Below are 17,460 nucleotides of genomic sequence, written 5' to 3'. Positions count from 1 at the left end.
CCTACGCCCTCACACCTGACGAGGCACGGGAGGAAGCGCAGCTGTGCGCCCGTGTTTTGGAACCGTACAAGGGAAAATTCCTCTACCCGGTCTATTTCGACTATGAATATGACAGCGAGCGCTACAGCACGGAACACGGCGTGACGCCCCACAAGGAGCTGCGGACCCAGCTGGCGGTGGCCTTCTGCTCCGAGTTGGAACGGCTCGGCTGGCGAGCGGGGGTGTACACGAACCTCGACTACATCAAAAACCGGATCGATCGTTCCCGTCTGACCGCATGGGAGCTGTGGCTCGCGGACTACACCGGCGCGCCGGACGTGTCCTGCGGGATACAGCAGACCGGCAGCACGGGGCGCGTGGATGGCATTTCCGGAAACGTGGATACGAACGAAAGCTTTCTCGATTATCCGTCCCTCACGCGGCAGAACGGCTGGAACGGATGGAAAAAGGAGAATGCCGCCTGCTGGACGTCCGACACCACCAACGGCACGGACAACCCTGTGCGCATTGCACCGAACTCGCTCTACACGGTGAAGATCACCGGACAGGACATTGATCTCGTCTGCGGGGAGAGCGGCGGCAAGCCTGCCGCCTTCCGGCTCGTGCGTTGCCGGCGGGACGGAGACAGCACGCTCTGGCACGTTGTCCCCGTCGGGGAACCGGGCCAGGAGGCCGGGATCTACCCGGCGGAAGGCGGGGAACGGATCTTTGTGGCAAGGATTGAGGAGGTATCGAAATGATAGGGGATGCAATTCCCTGGCAACAGCTTGCTGCTCTCTTCGGTGGCTTTATTGTGGTAATGGGCATCCCTACCGCCGTCACGGGGCTAGTTGTCTGGCGACTGAAAAAGGCTATTGAAGAACGCGACGCTGCGCAAACGGAGAAGAATAAAGCACAACAAGAATTGGTACTCCTGCTCGTGCAATCTACACGAGCCTCTATCGCGCTCGGCGAAGCTACCGCCCACGCCTTGCAACGCGGTCATACCAACGGTGATACCGAGGAAGCGCTGCGCTATGCAGCCGAAATCAAACACCGGCAGAAGGATTTTCTTGCCCAGCAGGGGATTCAAGCTGTGATGGAGGATTGAAAGGAGAAAAGAAATGGAATTTATCCACAAATTATCAAGCCGCAAATTTTTGGCTGCTGCAGCCGGACTTGTTGCTGGTCTTGCAATGATCTTCGGCCTTGATGAAGGCGTTGTCACAAGAGTCTCTGGTGCGGTGTTATCGCTGTGTTCAGTAGTAACATATGTCATTGCCGAAGGACGGATTGATGCCGAGGGAGTCAAAAAAGCTGCTGAAGATGTGCAGAAAGTAATTGATGAACTGACAGAGTAGAGTGCTAATAAATTAGAAAGAAGGCTGACGCACAGGAAAATTTCCTGCACATCAGCCTTCTTTCATTTTTGTAACCCACAAACCAAAACGAACACGCCGCCAACCATATAAAGGATCGGTAAAGTGTTCGTCTGGCTCTCTTTTGGTGGAGATGAGGGGAATCGAACCCCTGTCCGAAAATCGTTTGCCAAGGTTTTCTCCGAGCGCAGCCGGTCGTTTCAGATTCCCTCACCGCGCCGCCGATCGGCAGGCTTCGCGGTTCGGTAGCCTTTAAGCCGTGACACGGGGAAAGGCGTAACCGTGTTCACGTTCACCACTCATCGACGCCCTGTCCCAGGCCGTGGTGCTCCCGGGCAGGACGGCAGCCTAATTAGGCTGCGTACGCAACTTTATTGTTGTCGTTTACTTTTAAGTTTGCGGATTTTATAGCGGTTCCGCACCGCTGCTCGCTTACCAAGGTTCCCAATCCCCGTCGAAACCTTTACATCCCCGTATATCAAGCGCTTTCGCGCTATTCACCCGAACGGAACCAAAAGGAGCGTTTCGGATAATCAACAGTTTCTTTCCTTCATCGCTCTGTCAATGTCGCGCTTAGCAGCCTTAGCGGCCAGATCGGCGCGCTTGTCATAAAGCTTTTTGCCCCTACAAAGGCCAACCTGTACTTTAATCAGGCTGTTTTTAAAATAAACCGAAAGCGGAATCAGGGAATAGCCGTCCTGCTTGACCAGGCCGAATAAACGCATGATTTCCCGCTTATGCATCAGAAGCCTTCGCACCCGAACCGGATCCCGGTTGAAGATGTTGCCATTCTCGTAAGGACTGATATGCATTCCATTGACAACAAGCTCTCCCTTATCAATGGAGCACCAGGCATCCTTCAGATTGCACTGGCCGCGCCGAAGAGATTTCACTTCCGTGCCGCACAGTTCAATACCAGCTTCCATGCTTTCCACAACGAAATAATCGTGGTAGGCCTTTTTGTTTTGTGCGATTGTTTTGAGGGAATTCTTACTTCCCGCCATCAAAAGGCCTCCCCTTTCCTTTGGTAATTCCGTCGTGCATCCATGATTATAGCATATCGCTGCCGGATGAATCAATACACAGAGCAAAAAATTTTCTCTCACGAAATCACAAAAAGCGCCCGGATCCCCGGGCGCTTCGCTTGTTCCTTCAAATTTCGCTTCGTCCTTCGAGAGCCTTGGACAGCGTAATTTCATCGGCATATTCCAGATCGCCGCCAACAGGGATTCCATAGGCGAGACGGGTCACACGCACGCCAAGCGGTTTGAGCAGGCGTGAAAGGTACATCGCTGTTGCCTCCCCCTCCACCGTTGGGTTTGTCGCCATGATCACCTCTTCCACGCCGCCCACGCTGACACGGGAAAGCAACTCTTTGATACAGAGCTGATCAGGCCCTACGCCGTTGAGAGGAGAAATCACCCCATGCAGCACATGATAGGAAGCGTTAAATTCCTGTGTGCGCTCAAGAGCTGCCACATCACGCGGATCCTCCACTACGCAGATCACGCTTTTATCCCGCGTTTCACTGCGGCAGATGGAACACAATTCCTGATCCGTAAGATTGCAGCAAATCTTGCAGTAATGAATCTTTTTTCGCGCATCCAGGATGGCATCCGCCAGGCTCTGCGCCTCCGTCTCCGTCAGGCCGAGCACATGGTAAGCCAGCCGCTGTGCGCTCTTGTGGCCAATCCCCGGCAGACGCTCAAACTCATCCACCAGATGGGCCAGAGAGGGTACTGTATAAGAAGCCATCTCAGAACAGGCCCGGCATATTCAATCCGCCGGAGATCTTCTCCATACGCTCCGACTTGTCGGAAACCGCAGCGCGAAGAGCCTCGTTGACAGCGGCAATCACCAGATCGCTGAGCATCTCCACATCCTCGGGATCCACAACCTCCGGCTTAATCTCCAGGGATTTAATCTCCATTTTTCCCGTCACAATGGCTTTCACCGCATCACCGCCGGCGGTGGCGCTGTATTCCGTTGTCTCCAACTCTGTGCTGACAGCGTCCATTTCCTCCTGAAGCTTCTGCGCCTGACGGGCAATCTGCTGCAAATTGGCGGCTCCGCCTCCGCCGTATCCCTGAGGTAATCTTGCTTTCATCGTGTTACAACCTCCAATGAAAAATCTGAATTTATGTTTGGATCTCGAGCTCCGGTTCCTTTGTCTCCGTTACCTCGATCCCAGCTTCGCGCGCCATAGAGGCCAGCTGAAGCAGCGGATCCTCCTGCTGCTCCTGGGGAGCCTCCGGGCGGCGGTAAGGGCCAAGCTTGTACACTCGTCCCGTCACCTGCTGGATCGCGTCGCGCATCTTTCCCCGCTGGGAGGATTTGCGCAGAAGCTCAAAGGCCATCTCGCGCGGAGCATCAATCAGAACATAATCTCCGCTGACGTAAGCGCTCGATCCGGTAAAGGCCGCCGATATTGTGGCCGAATACCCTTTCATAATCTGTAAAATCTCGGGCCATGCGTCAAGCGGCACCGCATTTTTCGCCAAATCAGCTGTGGACGCGGCGGGCTGGGCAGCATGGCGGGAGGAATTCTGTGCGGCAGGCTCTTCCGCCTGCCGGTCTTGCTGGACAGGCGCAGTCTCTTCTGTGCTTTCCTGCGCCTGCGGTTCTTCGGAAACTGGCGGTGCGGCCGCCGCACGGCGCGGTGCCCCGCGTTCCAGTGCCTCGATTCGACGAAGAATTGCCGCGGAACCGGTATCCAGTTCCGGAGAGCAAAGGCGAATGGCCGCCATCTCCATTTCCGTGCGGCGATCCGCTCCGCGTCCCATTTTCTCCAGCGCATCCTGGAGCGTGTCCAAACAATGCAGAACCGTAGTCAACGGGATGGAAAGCGCCTGCTTTTCCAAACGGGCATATTCCTCCTGGGAAATCGCCAGGAGATTCCGCGCGTCCTTCATGGTCTTGATCAGCATCAAGCTGCGGTAATGAGAGGAAAGCTCCTCGCACAGACGCGCCATATCCTTTGAACCTTCGTGCAGATGAGCAATCAGTTCCAGCACAGACGCAGCATCCTGTTGGTGGACCGCCTGCGCGAACGCATAAAGGTGATCCCGCCCGGCCAGTCCCGCCGTCTCATTGACGACAGCTTCCGTAACCGTGCGGCTCCGGCCCAAGCACTGATCCAAAAGAGAGAGCGCGTCACGCAGAGCGCCGTCCGCCAGACGGGCCAGAAGCAGAGCTGCGTCTTCTTCAATGGAAGCGCCCTCCTCCTGTGCCACATAATGCAGCCGCTGGGCAATATCCTCCGGCGGAATACGGCGGAAATCAAAGCGCTGGCAGCGCGACAAAATGGTGGCGGGAAGCTTGTGCACCTCCGTCGTCGCCAAAATAAAGATCACATGCGGCGGCGGCTCCTCCAAAGTTTTCAGCAGAGCGTTGAACGCACCGACTGAGAGCATATGAACCTCATCAATAATATAAACACGGTACTTGGCGGCGGCAGGCGTGAAATTGGCCTCCTCACGCAAAGAACGGATATTGTCCACGCCATTGTTGCTGGCCGCGTCAATCTCCACAATATCCATGAGCGATCCGTCGTCCGCAGCCCGGCAGATTTCGCACTCCCCGCACGGATCGCCCTCCTGCGGATTCAGACAGTTTACAGCCTTAGCCAATATTTTGGCGCAGGTGGTTTTTCCCGTCCCACGGGAACCGGTAAACAGATACGCATGGGCGATCCGCCCTTCCGTCAGCTCATGCTGAAGCGTTACCGTCACCTGAGGCTGGCCCACCACGTCGGCAAAACGGCGGGGACGCCATTTTCGGTAAAGGACCTGATACAAGCTCTTTCACCGCCCTTTCGGATTCCGGATATGGTAAAAGCAAGACAGACCGTCAAACGGTTGTCGTGCACCAGGATATGCAGACGGACAGACAACCTGCATCGCACGGGGCAACTCCGCTTAATGCTGCTCGGTTCCCCGCCTGACATGGTTCACGGCGCTCCGTCGCACAGAGCCCGCCCGCCTGCATATCCTGTGGCACGCATTACTGCCTTGCTTTTTCTTTTTGCCTGTCCCATTGGGCTGCAACTTCTTTATTATATCCGATCTTTCTCCAAAAAACAAGAGAAAAATTTGAAAGCCGGAAAACTAACGGGAAACCCCCATACAGGGAGAAACCATCGGGGTGCGCGGGGTGCTGTCCACCACAGCCGCGATGCACAGACAAAGAGCCTCTTCCCCTCGAAATGTTTCCACGCAGACGCGCTCCTGCCCGGCATACCAGCAGAGACCGTGCGTCATAATGGTGCGGCCGCGGCGGTCCACCACATCAAAATTACCGGAAAAACAGTCGCCCCGAAATTTCCATCCGATTGAATAGAGACGGTACGGCGTTTTTGGGGCGCCAAGGTTCCGCGTCAAAACAGCGCGCTTCCGCTCCGCCTCCCAGATGGTGTGATAAGACAGAGAAGGCGTACCAACCCGGAGAATGCGCGCACATTCCGTTCCTTTTCCATCCTGAAGCGCCAGCTTACCCGTAAAAGGGTTTTTCTCCCCGATGATGCGAAAGCAAGGGGTTCCATCAGGCTGCACGACAGTAAAATACGGGACAATTCCGTTCTGCATCGGACCGTTTTCCCGCAGCATTACAAACCGCAAGAGTCTTCCCCCTTCATTGTCACACAAAACCATCCGTCTCTTTTTCTATTTTAAACAAAAGGAACAAAAAAATCAATGGGAACCAAGGCGAAGAAAGAAACCTCTTGTCCAGCGGCCGGCAGGGTTGTATAATCGTTACCATTAAGAACGAACGGAAAAGAGAAATGGAAAGGTTGTGAAACCATGCGAAAGGAATCGGACGGTATACCCAAACGAAGGCTCTGGCTTCTTCTGCTGTTGTGTTTCCCCGTCTCCCTCGCACTTCTTTTGCTGGCACAGTATGCGCCGGGCTTTGCCGAATGGTATGCCACAGGCCCTTATGTTTTGCTCTCACGCGCGGGAAATTTCCTCACCGGCCTGCTTCCTTTTTCACTGGCGGAGCTTCTTGTGGTTGTTCTCCCCCTCCTCGCCCTGATTTGGATCGCGGTACAGGCTGCGCGCGCCGTCCGGAGCAAAGGAAACCGTGGGTGCATGCTCGTGGACTCCGGACTTCGTCTGCTCTGTGCTGTGGGAATTGTATTGCTCCTCTTTACCACAAACTGCGGCATCAATTACTCCCGTTCCACTTTTGCGCAGACCTGCGGATTGCCGGTGCAGGATTCCTCGCTAAAAGAACTGGAAACGCTGTGCAGCTCGCTGAAAGACAAGCTGAACGCGCTCCGTCCGCAGATGCCGGAGGACGAAAACGGGGTAATGGAGCTTTTTTCCTCCTTTTCTTCACTCAGCGGGGACGCCCAGAGCGCCTTCGACACACTGGCAAACGAATACCCTCTCCTGACCAGCGGGTATGGCGGACCAAAACCCGTCCTGCTTTCCCGTCTGATGTCCTGGTGCAGCATCACAGGTGTATTCTTCCCGTTTACCTTTGAAGCAAACGTCAACACCGACGTCCCGGACTACTCCATCCCCTCCACCATGTGCCATGAACTGTCCCACCTGCGCGGTTTTATGCGGGAAGATGAGGCCAATTTTATTGGTTATCTGGCCTGCTGCCGCAGTGAAAACACACAGCTGCAATACTCCGGGTATATGCTGGCCTTTATTCATGTCAATAACGCTCTTTACGCGGCGGATACAGAGCGGGCCGGGAACATATACGCCCAACTTGACAGCGGCGTACAGCGTGATTTAGCTGCCAACAACGCCTACTGGAAACAATTTGAGGGTCCTGCGGCGGAGATTTCCTCCGCGGTCAATGATGCTTACCTCAAGGCCAACCGGCAGGAGGAGGGCGTCAAAAGCTACGGCCGCATGGTGGATCTGCTGCTTGCGGAACAGCGCGCCGCCGTAAAGGAGGATTACTAATGGCAACCGTTTTTCTTCTGATTATTTATCTCTCTTTCATCAGTCTTGGCCTGCCGGATTCCATTCTGGGGGCAGCCTGGCCAGTGATGCGCCCGGAGTTTAACGCCCCTCTCTCCGCTGCCGGTTTTCTGTCTATGACAGTTTCCGCCAGCACAATTGTTTCCAGCCTGAACAGCGGCCGCCTGCTGCGCCGCTTCGGCACCGGAATGGTCGCGTTTCTGAGCACGCTTCTCACTGCCTTTGCGCTGCTGGGCTTCTCCTTTTCCGGTTCCCTGATTTTTCTGTTCCTTCTCTCCATTCCGCTCGGCCTGGGAGCAGGCGCGATTGATGCCGGGCTGAACAACTATGTTGCCCTGCATTATCAGGCCCGCCATATGAATTGGCTGCACTGCTTCTGGGGCATCGGCGCGACGGCCGGACCCGCTATCATGTCTGTTTTCCTCCACAACGGGAGCTGGCGCGGCGGTTATCGGACCATCGCGGGACTCCAGTTCCTTCTCGTTCTGATTCTGCTGCTGGCCCTTCCCGTTTGGCGGCGCTATGAGCATGAGGAAACAGCATCACAGGGAGGAAATGCCGCCCGGGATAAAACCGTGCGTGAGCTGCTTGCCATGCAGGGAGCCAAACCTGCCATGGGCGGCTTCTTTCTCTACTGCGCATCGGAAATCACAGCTGGATTGTGGGGCAGCAGTTATCTGGTGGAATGCAAAGGAGTTCCGGCCGCACAGGCGGCGCTTTGGGTATCGGTCTACTATGCGGGAATCACAATTGGACGCGGCATCGCGGGATTTGTCAGCATCAAGCTGACAAACCGCCAGCTTATCCGCTGCGGGCAGATCCTGGCCGCTTTCGGCGCGCTTCTGCTCCTGCTTCCTCTTCCGGATCTTTTAAGCTGCTCCTCCCTACTGCTGATTGGCCTGGGCTACGCCCCCATTTATCCTGCTATGCTCCATGAAACCCCCGTCCGTTTCGGGCGCGCCAACTCCCAGCAGCTTATGGGCGTTCAAATGGCTCTCGCCTATACAGGCAGCACGCTGATGCCATCGCTGCTTGGCGCTGCCGCCGGATTGACGTCCATTTCCATCTTCCCCTTCTTTCTGGCGGCGGCAGCCCTTGGCATGCTCCTGTGCTGCGAAAGGGTCAACCGACTTTTAGCACAGGGAAAAATGGGTGGTCAATAATGCCTCTTGACTTCACTGGAAATTCATGGTATTTTATAGCCATATACTACAAAAATAAGCAAAATACTTTTCTTTTTTTAGAAAAGTGATCGTGCACACGGTAGAGACACCGTGTGAAAGAAAGGATTTGGAATCATGCTGGCAGAGGATCGGCGCAGCTACATCTTAAAACTTCTGGAAACCCGCTCGTCCGTCACAGTGACGGAGTTAAGCACAGCCTTCGGCCTTTCGGAGGTTTCTGTGCGCAAGCTTCTCTCCAATATGGAACAGGAGGGATTGATCAAGCGCACCTGGGGCGGGGCGGTCAGCGCCTACGGTTCCCTGCGGGAATTTTCCCACAAGGAAAAGGAACCTGTCTGCCTGCCGGAAAAGCTTTCCATTGCACGGGCTGCCTACGACTGTATCGCGGACGGTGACGCTGTCTTTTTGGGGTGCGGCACCACCACAGTCCAGTTGGCCCGCTTGATCCGAAGCGGCAAAAAACGGAATCTCATGGTCGCTACCACAGGGCTGAACATTGCTATGGAGCTGGCGGACGCTGAGGATATCTCTGTTATCGTCATCGGAGGTGAACTGCGCCATCGGATTTTGTCCTGCACTGGCACCTTTGCGGAGAACATGCTGAAAACCATGTTCTTTGACAAGGGTTTTATTGGCGGAAATCATTTGACGCTGGAACATGGCTTTACCACGCCCAAGGTACAGGAAGCCAAGCTCAAGCGGATGATCATGGAAAACTGCAAAGAACATTATATCTTATTGGACCACAGCAAGTTCGGAGATGATTCTCTGAGCCTGATCGCCCCCACGGAACAACTCGGCTGCGTTATCACTGACTGGAAAGTGCCGGAAGAAATTGTCGCGGGATTACAGGAGCAGGGGGTGCGCGTGATTCAAGGCGCGCCGGATTCCCTTGGATAACAACAAAAAACCGCCGGAGCATGAGACTCTTGAGAGAGTTCATAGCTCCGGCGGTTTTACTTCTTACTGAAATGCTTCGCTGTAAATCTTTTCAAGCTCCTCGTGCTGCGGGGAAACAATCATGCTGACATAGTTTCCCGTTTGCTCCACCTTACATTCCTTGAGCATTGCAAACTCCTCGGGCTGATAATCCTTCATGGTATTTTCCTTCTGCTGATACCGCTCGTCCATTTTTTCCTTGAGGCGGGCCGCCGCATCGGCATCAATTCCCTCCAGAAGAACGATCTCGTCACCCTTGAGCCCGGTGGAATCAATATACACCGCAAACTGTTTGCAATCGGCGGAATCGATTCCGTACTGCGGCATCAGATTGTCCGCCGTGAGATCCATCATATCTTTGTTTTCCAAGATTCCCTTCATGCTGTCCATGACAGCGGTGAGATCGGCCTGCTTGGCTGTGCCGCTGTCACAGGCGGACAGGCCCAAAAGCAGCATCAGTGCAAGAAAAGCAGCAAGAAATTTTTTCATTGTCATTTCGTCCTTCCGGTTTTATTGAGGCGTATGCGTATAGAGGTAATCGATCCAAACTTTGCAGCCCTCGTCTGTAAAATGGATTCCCATATCGTCGGGATCGCTGCAATAGGAAGCATTCAGATTTCCCTCGCTGTCCTGCACAGCGGAAGAGATATCCACCAGATACCAGCCATTCTTTGCACACAGCTCTGCCAGCTTTTCGTTATACAAATGAACATTGGTATTGTTCAGCTTATTGGTTTCAATGCTCTTTGCTTTCACCAGCGGCGTTGCCGTCTCAATAAAAATTTTCGCGTCCGGCGTCTTTTCCAAGATCCCGTTGAGCAGTGTTTCCATATTGGCAACCGCTCCGTCCACCCCGTATACAGCCAGATCATTCATGCCAAGCATGATATACACCTTTTTCGCTCCGGAAGCCGCCACAGAGTCGGCAAGGCTCATTTTTTCCCCGTTATAAAGCGGATGAATAGAATCCTCCGACACAGGCTGCAGTGCATTGCCGCTTCCCATACTGCCAGCCGTCAGGAACTGCGCTTTTCCCAGCAAGGTGGGATTGTTCTGACGGTTCTTGGTCACATAGAGATTCAGCTTGAGACTGACAGAATCTCCGATAAACACCGCGTCATCAAAATAGGAATCCTCTGCACGCGGAGACTCCGGCAGAGCACCCTGTGTTACCCCATTGGCGGAAACCGTTGTGCTCTCACCTCCGGAGGAAGCATCCCCTGTTTGGGACGCAGCACTCTCCGCTCCTTCGGAAGCATCAGAGGCCTCGGATTCCAGTGCGGACGAAGCATCCTGAGAAGGAGCCTGCGAAGGCGCAGCGGACGTTTGAGCGGAGGACGTTTCCTCCGCCTGTGAAGAGGCCGTGGGACGCTCCGCACAGCCTCCGGCTAAAAGAAGCGCTGCCAGAAGCAACGCAAACAACCTGATTTTCATGGGATGTCATTCCCCTTCCGTTTTCATTCAATCCTGTTTTTCCCGCGCCGCTCCAACGCGGGGGGCTTGTGTGCAGGCTCAGCCTGCCCTTTGGCTATTATAGCATACCTAAACAGAGAGCGCAACAAAAGTAAAGAGATCGTAAGATCTTGTGGAATCCAAGCTAAAAATGGCGCAGAACCCTCTCTTTGATGCGAATAGTATTTCCGTTTTCCAAAAGATTATAGCATAAAAAACGGGAGCACCGCCTTATCAAAGGCCATGCTCCCGCATCGTCAAACGGTTTATTTCTTATTGAAGATGGACATAATATCCACAAAGTCACTGTCATCCACCAGAGGGGTCGTTTCATGGGCAGGGGCAGGCTGTTCCTTCTGGTTCGCATAAGCGGAAGCAGGAGCAGCATTTTTCACTGCCGTTTCCTTGCTCGCAGCAGGTGCGGACGGGCTGCCGTCATGCGTCGGGAAACCTGTCGCAATCACGGTCACGCTCATCTCATCTTCCATCGTCTCATCGAACGCGGCACCCCAAATGATGTTTGCATCCTCATGCGCCTGCGAGGTAATCATAGCCGCTGCCGTTTCCACCTCATCGAGACCGATATCGGGGGAAGATGTAATATTAATGATCACGCCCTTGGCGCCGTTGATCGCTGTCTCGAGCAGCGGGCTGGAGATAGCCATATTCGCGGCTATCTCGGACTTGTCTTTACCGGAGGCATGGCCCACGCCCATGTGCGCATATCCCGCATCCTTCATGACCGCCGTCACATCGGCAAAGTCCAGGTTAACAAGGCCCGGCAGCTTGATCAGATCGGAAATGCTCTGCACACCCTGCCGCAGAACGTCATCCGCAACGGAGAAGGCATTAAGCAGCGTAATCTTTTGCTCGCTGACCAGCTTCAAACGCTCGTTGGGGATTACCACCAGGGAATCCACATGCTCACGCAGAGCACAGATACCCCCCTCGGCCTGCTCCATACGGCGTTTTCCCTCAAAGAGGAACGGCTTTGTCACAATACCGACCGTCAGAATCCCCATATCGCGCGCAATCTCCGCAACAATCGGAGCCGCTCCCGTGCCGGTTCCGCCGCCCATACCGGCGGTAATGAACACCATGTCGCTTCCACGGATAGCGGCGGCAATGGCCTCGCGGCTTTCCTCGCCCGCCTTCTGTCCCATCTCGGGCTTCGAGCCGGCGCCTTTGCCATGCGTTACCTTTTCGCCAATCTGAATCTTCTGTGTAGCCTTGGAGCGCGTGAGAGCCTGCTTGTCCGTGTTGATGGTAATGAACTCCATCCCTTTGGCGCCCATCGTGACCATGCGATCCACGGCATTGCCTCCGCCTCCGCCGACACCGATTACCTTTATAATGACTCCGTTGTTGTCAAAATCATTGTCAATTTCAAAAGACATACTGCCGCGTCCCCCTTAATTCTTCCCATGTATTCCTACGCGGATTTCCGACCCGCTGTCAACTGTCCGGAATGGAAAAGTCACAAGAAAATCACAAGTATAAATGTACCATGTTTTGCCTGCAAATTCAATAAACAAATTGTAAAATGGAAAAATTTACCTGTTTAAAATTTGTCAAATAGATACTTCTCATAACAGAGTATCATAAGAAGGAGAGAAATGCAAGAGAAAACCTCCGTTTTTTCAGATTTCCCATTGAAAAATCAGCTGCTGGAAGAAGGCTCCGGCGTGGAAGCCGGCGCAGAAGAAGCGTCGGAGGGTACGGAAGAAGAAACCAGTCCCGCGCTGAAATAAGCGCGATCTGTACTAGGTACGATCGAGAGATCCAGCGTCCCGCTGTCATTCTCCGTCAGTTTTCCTTCATCCAGAAGGTCCAGAAAATAAAGCAGCTTTTCCTCAAACGCGGTGGGGGGACCGAACTCCAGCAAAATACGCCCATCATACAAAATTTTGGCATCATATGAATCTTCCAGATCAATTTCCGTCACTTTATCAAGATTGACCGCAGAGATTGCCTGAGAGAGTTTATCAAATACCTCGCGGCTTTCCCCCTCTTCGTAGACAATCTGGGAACCAATCGGCGCTTCCCGGATCGCCACCCCTTTGATCAAAGGGCAGCCTTCCGGCTTCTCAGCCACACGGTCCAACACCTTTCCAGACACGCCGACCAAAATATATTGGGTATCGTCAAGTACCGCTCCGGCCACCGGCTCCTCCTCCACCACAATCTCCAATCCGGAGGGAAGGATACGCCGGACATCCGCCACACCAATATAGGGAAGAGCCTTTTCCACCGCGTCGGAGGCTGCCGCGGTATCCGTTAAAAACACATTTCCTCCTGTCTGCAAACCGGATGCTTTCAGAATCTCCTCCGCTGAATACCGGCTCTCTCCCCTGACCTCTACCGTCTCCACACGGAATAAAACGGTAAAAGCAAACGTGAGCGCCGTTCCAATCACCAGAAAAAACAGAATCAGGTAAAACAGCTTCATCCGCCGGCGACGGCGCTTCCGGCGTTCTGCCGCTCCGACAGACGGACGCCGGCGTCTGGGCGGCGGATCCTTGGCGGGTGGACGCGGCCGGGAAGGCGCAGGGGAACGTTGTGCGGGCGGATGCGGCCGGGAAGGCGCAGAGGAACGTTGTGCGGGCGGACGCTGACGGGAACGCACACCGGAATTCTGCTGCGCGGGCTGGCGGTGATCCACCGGACGGGTGGACTGCCCCGGCGCGGTCCGGCGCCGGGGCGGCTGCCCGCGGGAGCGCCCCCGCGTCTGCTGCGGAGGTGTCCGTCGCTTGTTCTCCATGGCGTTTCACTTCCCTTTTCCGCGTCTCCTTATTCGTACTCCCGGCGAATATCCGCCCCAAGCAGAGAAAGGCTTCGCTCCAGATTTTCGTAACCCCGGTCCATATAGCGAACGCCGGTCACTTCTGTGGCTCCCCGCGCTGCCAGCCCAGCCACCACCAAAGCCGCCCCGCCGCGCAGGTCGGCAGCCTCCACAGGAGCACCCGAAAGGCGGGGAACGCCTTCCACCACCGCCACACGCCCTTCCACCTTGATATTGGCTCCCAGACGGAGCAGTTCTCCCACATGCTTATAACGGCTCTCGAATATGTTTTCCACAAAAATACTTGTTCCGGATCCAACACAGGCCGCCGCCATCAGCGGAGCCTGCGCGTCGGTGGGAAAACCGGGGTATGGCATGGTGCGCACACTTTTGATCCGTCCCAAACGGGCGGGCGCACTGATTCGCAGGCTCGATTCTTCCATCTCGATACAGCAGCCCAGTTCCTCAAAGGAAGGCAGAACCGGTTCAAGATGGGCCGGAATAATTTGGTTCAGACGGATGCAGCCTCCCGTTGCCGCAGCAGCGCTCATAAAGGTTGCGGCGGCAATGCGATCCGGAATCACCCGGTGCTCACACCCATACAGGCGCCTGACTCCTTCAATCACCAGCGTACTGCCGCCTGCTCCGCTGACCTTCGCCCCGCAGCGGTTGAGGAAATCCGCGAGATCGCAGATCTCCGGCTCGCGCGCCGCGTTTGTGATCACCGTGGTGCCTTCCGCCAGAACGCCCGCAAGCATGATGTTCTCCGTCGCGCCCACGCTGGGGAAGGACAGGCCGATCGCCGCGCCGTGCAGCGGCCCCTCGGTGGAGCAGGAAAGACAGCCGTAATCCTCGACAATCTTTGCTCCCATTTTCCGCAGCGCCTGCAAATGCAGATCAATCGGGCGCGGCCCCAGCTCGCAGCCGCCGGGAAAGGACAGCACAGCCCGTCCCGCCCGGGAAAGAATCGCGCCCAAAAAAACGATGGACGAACGCATTTCACGCATCAGGCCGTCCGGGATATCACACTGGGTCACACTTCTGGGATCGATCACCAGACTTCCGCCCTGCCAGGATACGGCACAGCCAAGGTGGCGCAGAATCCGGGCGGAAACATCCACATCCGACAAATGCGGGCAGTTATGTAGCACGCATTCACTCCGGCAAAGCAAAGCCGCCGCCATCAGCGGGAGCGTGCTGTTTTTCGCCCCGTGTACGTTCAGCTCGCCGGCCAGACGATTGGGCCCGTGAATCAACAGTTTCACCATAAAAAATCCCCGCTTCCTCTTATTTGAAGTATGCCATACTATGCGGGGAAGAAGAAAGCGGTGAAACGAAGACTCAGGCGGGTGCGCGCCCCAGGACCTCACAGATCAGTTTGTAGATCCGCTCGTTGGCATCGGTAATAGCCATCTTTTTCGCGTTCGCGGAGAGCGTGGGGATGGTTTCGGGATCGTGGAAGAGATCTTCCGTCAGCTTGCAGAGCGTTTCCCCCGTCAAATCCTTTTCCTCCAGAATCGCCGCCGCGCTGCGGTTGACAAGCGCCATGGCATTGTGATACTGGTGGTTCTCCGCCACATTCGGCGAAGGGATCAGAATGGACGCTTTGCCCTGCACCTGAAGTTCGGACAGCGTGATGGCTCCCGCCCGGCAAATCACCAGGTCTGCCGCCGCCAGACAGTCCGGCATGTTGTCAATGTATTCCCGGATATCCATCTCCGGGTGTGCGGCCAGGTCAATTCCCTTGTCCTTGAGCAGATCGGGGAACCACCGCCCCCACTGGCCGTAAGCATGAATGTGCTGGAAGCGTCCCTCTTTCGCACTCCAGGCCAGCAGATCCGCCACTGCCTCATTGACGCGGCGCGCACCCAGGCTGCCGCCGAAGCTGAGAATCAGCGGCCGTTCATCGAGCCCCAGCTTTTTCCGGGAGGCTTCCCTCTCTGCACGGATCACAGCCGGTCTCACGGGATTGCCCGTCAGTACACAGCGGGCAGTGGAGGGCAGATATTTTTTTGCATCCTGCACGGCCAGCATTGTAAAGGCCGCCTTTTTGCTCAGCGCCTTGTTGGTCACGCCGGGAAAAGCGTTCTGCTCATGAATCAGGGAGGGGATGCCCAGGCGCATTGCTTCCCGGATCACCGGCCCGCTGACATAGCCGCCGGTACCAACGCAGACGTCCGGCTGAAATTCTTTGATCATGCGTTTGGCTTCCTCCGTGGAAGTAAAAAGGTGTACCACCGTTTTGACATTCTTCTTCAGGTTCGCCCAACTCGGTTTGCGCTGAAAACCGGAGATGGTCACACTCTTGAAGTCAAACCCCGCCTTGGGTACCAGCCGTTCCTCCATGCCGCCCTTTGCGCCCACATAGAGGATCGCCGCGTCCGGTTCGTGCTCACGAACTGTACCGGCAATCGCCAGAGCCGGATTGATGTGACCGGCGGTGCCGCCGCCAGCAAAAAGGATTCTCATGATGACACACTCTTTTCTCTCTGAAATCGTTTGTCCCGCATCGCAGGGTTCTATAATTTCTCAATTGACGAATTCCGGCTGATAGACAGCACCACTCCCATTTCCGCCAGCAGCATGATCAAAGAGGTTCCCCCATAGCTGAAGAAAGGCAGGCTGATGCCTGTATTGGGAATGGTATTCGTCACCACCATGATGTTCAAAATTACCTGCAAACCAATCTGGAAGGTCAGGCCCACGCCGAGCAGCATTCCGAATTTATCCTTCGCCTTGAGCGAGACGACAATGCCGCGCCACACGAGCATCGCAAACAGAATAATAATAATCAGAGCGCCGATAAAGCCAAGCTCCTCGCACACAATCGCAAAGATAAAATCGTTCTGCGGCTCCGGCAGATAGAGGTATTTCTGCCTTGACTGCCCCAGACCAAGACCGAGCAGGCCGCCCGATCCGATCGTCATGAGCGACTGGCGTGTCTGCCAGGTATCAACCCCCTCCGGCGGGTCAAACGGGGAAAGCCAGCCGTACACGCGATCCATCGCGTAGGAGAACACATCTGTGAACACCAATAGATACAGCGCCGCCAGGCCCAGTCCAACCACCGCGAGAGCAAACCAGCGCAGCTTCACACCGCCGATGAACATCATCACCACACCAAGCATCAGGATAATCAGCGTTGCGGACATATGCTTTTCCAGCACCACCAGCAGAGCGATCGAGCCGAGAATCAGCACATAGGGAAGCACACCATACCGGAAAGTTCCCATTTTCTCAAAGTTCAGCGAGATTAAATGCGCAAAAATCAGGATCAGCGCAAACTTTGCCACCTCCGAAGGCTGGAAGTTCAAGGGACCGATATAAAACCAGCGGTAGGCGCCCTTGATGTTTGGAACCAGCTTGGAGCCTCTGAGCACCAGCATCGCCACCAGAAGAAGATACGTGACAATCAAAATGGGGATGGCAAATTTATGCAGATGATGGTAGTCAAAATAAGACACCGCAATCATAATCACCACACCCAATACGGCAAACATCGCCTGGTTGCGGATGAAATAATAGCTGTCCCCATCCATATTATAGTAGGCATAGGGATAGCTGGCGGAAAACATCATCACAAGACCAATGGTCAACAGCACAAGGAGCAGGAAGAAAAACGGCAAATCCATCCCGGAACGGATGGAAAATATCCGGAATTTCTTCCTTGCCCGCTTGAGCACGGAGTTTTTCTGCTTTTTTTCCTGATGGCTCTGCGGCCCGGCGGGCCCTTTCCCCGCCATTGTGCCGGACTGTGCGTGTGTCGTCAAGCCAACCGCCTCCTTTCCGGGATTTCTGGTGTCAAT

General features: G+C 55.0%; 18 protein-coding genes and 2 other RNA genes. 6 read left to right on the top strand and 14 right to left on the bottom strand.

Features of this window, described 5'->3' with window-relative positions:
• The 3 genes from B5F35_RS18715 to B5F35_RS09720 form a co-directional block, all read left to right on the top strand.
• On the top strand, positions 1-740 hold a 740-nt coding region (locus tag B5F35_RS18715; RefSeq protein ID WP_524535723.1), incomplete at its 5' end, for a glycoside hydrolase family 25 domain-containing protein.
• The gene (locus B5F35_RS09725; RefSeq protein ID WP_242969465.1) at positions 737-1,090 is read left to right on the top strand and encodes a serine/threonine protein kinase; all 354 of its coding nucleotides are present in this window, start codon (positions 737-739) and stop codon (positions 1,088-1,090) included. The genes B5F35_RS18715 and B5F35_RS09725, both read left to right, overlap by 4 nt.
• A gap of 13 nt (positions 1,091-1,103) precedes the next feature.
• Positions 1,104-1,340 carry a hypothetical protein gene (locus B5F35_RS09720; RefSeq protein ID WP_087240416.1) on the top strand — a complete coding sequence of 79 codons (237 nt, stop codon included), beginning with the start codon at positions 1,104-1,106 and terminating at the stop codon, positions 1,338-1,340.
• A 143-nt stretch (positions 1,341-1,483) separates the two neighbouring features.
• Here B5F35_RS09720 and ssrA read toward each other — a convergent pair.
• The 7 genes from ssrA to B5F35_RS09685 form a co-directional block, all read right to left on the bottom strand.
• Positions 1,484-1,831, bottom strand: a transfer-messenger RNA (tmRNA) gene (ssrA, locus tag B5F35_RS09715).
• Between the two features lie 60 nt (positions 1,832-1,891).
• Entirely contained in the window at positions 1,892-2,362 is a 471-nt protein-coding gene (smpB, locus tag B5F35_RS09710) for an SsrA-binding protein SmpB (protein ID WP_087240414.1), read from the bottom strand.
• 148 nt (positions 2,363-2,510) lie between these two features.
• A complete protein-coding gene (gene recR / locus B5F35_RS09705) occupies positions 2,511-3,113 on the bottom strand; it encodes a recombination mediator RecR (protein ID WP_087240412.1) in 603 nt (200 codons plus the stop codon).
• Position 3,114: 1 nt separating this feature from the next.
• The gene (locus tag B5F35_RS09700; protein ID WP_087240410.1) at positions 3,115-3,465 is read right to left on the bottom strand and encodes a YbaB/EbfC family nucleoid-associated protein; all 351 of its coding nucleotides are present in this window, start codon (positions 3,463-3,465) and stop codon (positions 3,115-3,117) included.
• A gap of 31 nt (positions 3,466-3,496) precedes the next feature.
• Positions 3,497-5,155: a DNA polymerase III subunit gamma/tau gene (gene dnaX, locus B5F35_RS09695; protein ID WP_087240408.1), complete on the bottom strand. Its 1,659-nt coding sequence runs from the start codon at positions 5,153-5,155 to the stop codon at positions 3,497-3,499.
• A gap of 82 nt (positions 5,156-5,237) precedes the next feature.
• An RNA gene (gene ffs, locus B5F35_RS09690) (signal recognition particle sRNA small type) lies at positions 5,238-5,337 on the bottom strand.
• A 127-nt stretch (positions 5,338-5,464) separates the two neighbouring features.
• Complete coding sequence (locus B5F35_RS09685) at positions 5,465-5,974, bottom strand: LURP-one-related/scramblase family protein (protein WP_087240406.1); 510 nt, start codon at positions 5,972-5,974, stop codon at positions 5,465-5,467.
• A gap of 183 nt (positions 5,975-6,157) precedes the next feature.
• Here B5F35_RS09685 and B5F35_RS09680 point away from each other — a divergent pair, with 183 nt between their 5' ends.
• The 3 genes from B5F35_RS09680 to B5F35_RS09670 all read left to right on the top strand — a co-directional run bounded on the left by B5F35_RS09680 (position 6,158) and on the right by B5F35_RS09670 (position 9,381).
• Positions 6,158-7,279: a DUF3810 domain-containing protein gene (locus tag B5F35_RS09680; protein WP_087240405.1), complete on the top strand. Its 1,122-nt coding sequence runs from the start codon at positions 6,158-6,160 to the stop codon at positions 7,277-7,279.
• On the top strand, positions 7,279-8,460 hold the full coding sequence (locus B5F35_RS09675; protein WP_087240403.1) for an MFS transporter: 1,182 nt from the start codon (positions 7,279-7,281) through the stop codon (positions 8,458-8,460). Before B5F35_RS09680 ends, B5F35_RS09675 begins: the two co-directional genes overlap by 1 nt.
• A 135-nt stretch (positions 8,461-8,595) precedes the next feature.
• On the top strand, positions 8,596-9,381 hold the full coding sequence (locus tag B5F35_RS09670; RefSeq protein ID WP_087240401.1) for a DeoR/GlpR family DNA-binding transcription regulator: 786 nt from the start codon (positions 8,596-8,598) through the stop codon (positions 9,379-9,381).
• 63 nt (positions 9,382-9,444) lie between these two features.
• Here the strand turns inward: B5F35_RS09670 and B5F35_RS09665 are convergent, their stop codons facing one another.
• The 7 genes from B5F35_RS09665 to B5F35_RS09635 form a co-directional block, all read right to left on the bottom strand.
• Positions 9,445-9,909: a DUF4358 domain-containing protein gene (locus B5F35_RS09665; RefSeq protein WP_162611395.1), complete on the bottom strand. Its 465-nt coding sequence runs from the start codon at positions 9,907-9,909 to the stop codon at positions 9,445-9,447.
• A 21-nt stretch (positions 9,910-9,930) separates the two neighbouring features.
• Positions 9,931-10,854: a GDSL-type esterase/lipase family protein gene (locus B5F35_RS09660; RefSeq protein ID WP_087240398.1), complete on the bottom strand. Its 924-nt coding sequence runs from the start codon at positions 10,852-10,854 to the stop codon at positions 9,931-9,933.
• Between the two features lie 284 nt (positions 10,855-11,138).
• Positions 11,139-12,269, bottom strand: a complete 1,131-nt coding sequence (gene ftsZ / locus B5F35_RS09655; RefSeq protein WP_087240397.1) for a cell division protein FtsZ — start codon at positions 12,267-12,269, stop codon at positions 11,139-11,141.
• Positions 12,270-12,532: 263 nt separating this feature from the next.
• Positions 12,533-13,633, bottom strand: a complete 1,101-nt coding sequence (locus tag B5F35_RS09650) for a cell division protein FtsQ/DivIB (RefSeq protein ID WP_087240395.1) — start codon at positions 13,631-13,633, stop codon at positions 12,533-12,535.
• Between the two features lie 29 nt (positions 13,634-13,662).
• On the bottom strand, positions 13,663-14,922 hold the full coding sequence (gene murA / locus B5F35_RS09645) for a UDP-N-acetylglucosamine 1-carboxyvinyltransferase (RefSeq protein ID WP_087240394.1): 1,260 nt from the start codon (positions 14,920-14,922) through the stop codon (positions 13,663-13,665).
• 73 nt (positions 14,923-14,995) lie between these two features.
• On the bottom strand, positions 14,996-16,123 hold the full coding sequence (gene murG / locus B5F35_RS09640; RefSeq protein ID WP_087240392.1) for an undecaprenyldiphospho-muramoylpentapeptide beta-N-acetylglucosaminyltransferase: 1,128 nt from the start codon (positions 16,121-16,123) through the stop codon (positions 14,996-14,998).
• 50 nt (positions 16,124-16,173) lie between these two features.
• Entirely contained in the window at positions 16,174-17,424 is a 1,251-nt protein-coding gene (locus tag B5F35_RS09635; protein ID WP_242969464.1) for an FtsW/RodA/SpoVE family cell cycle protein, read from the bottom strand.
• Between the last annotated feature and the right edge of the window lie 36 nt (positions 17,425-17,460).

It is taken from the genome of Anaeromassilibacillus sp. An200, from assembly GCF_002160025.1.
Lineage (GTDB): Bacteria > Bacillota > Clostridia > Oscillospirales > Acutalibacteraceae > Caccousia > Caccousia stercoris.
The sequence above is the reverse complement of the archived record's forward strand: the minus strand, read 5'-3'. Positions and strand labels throughout refer to the sequence as shown.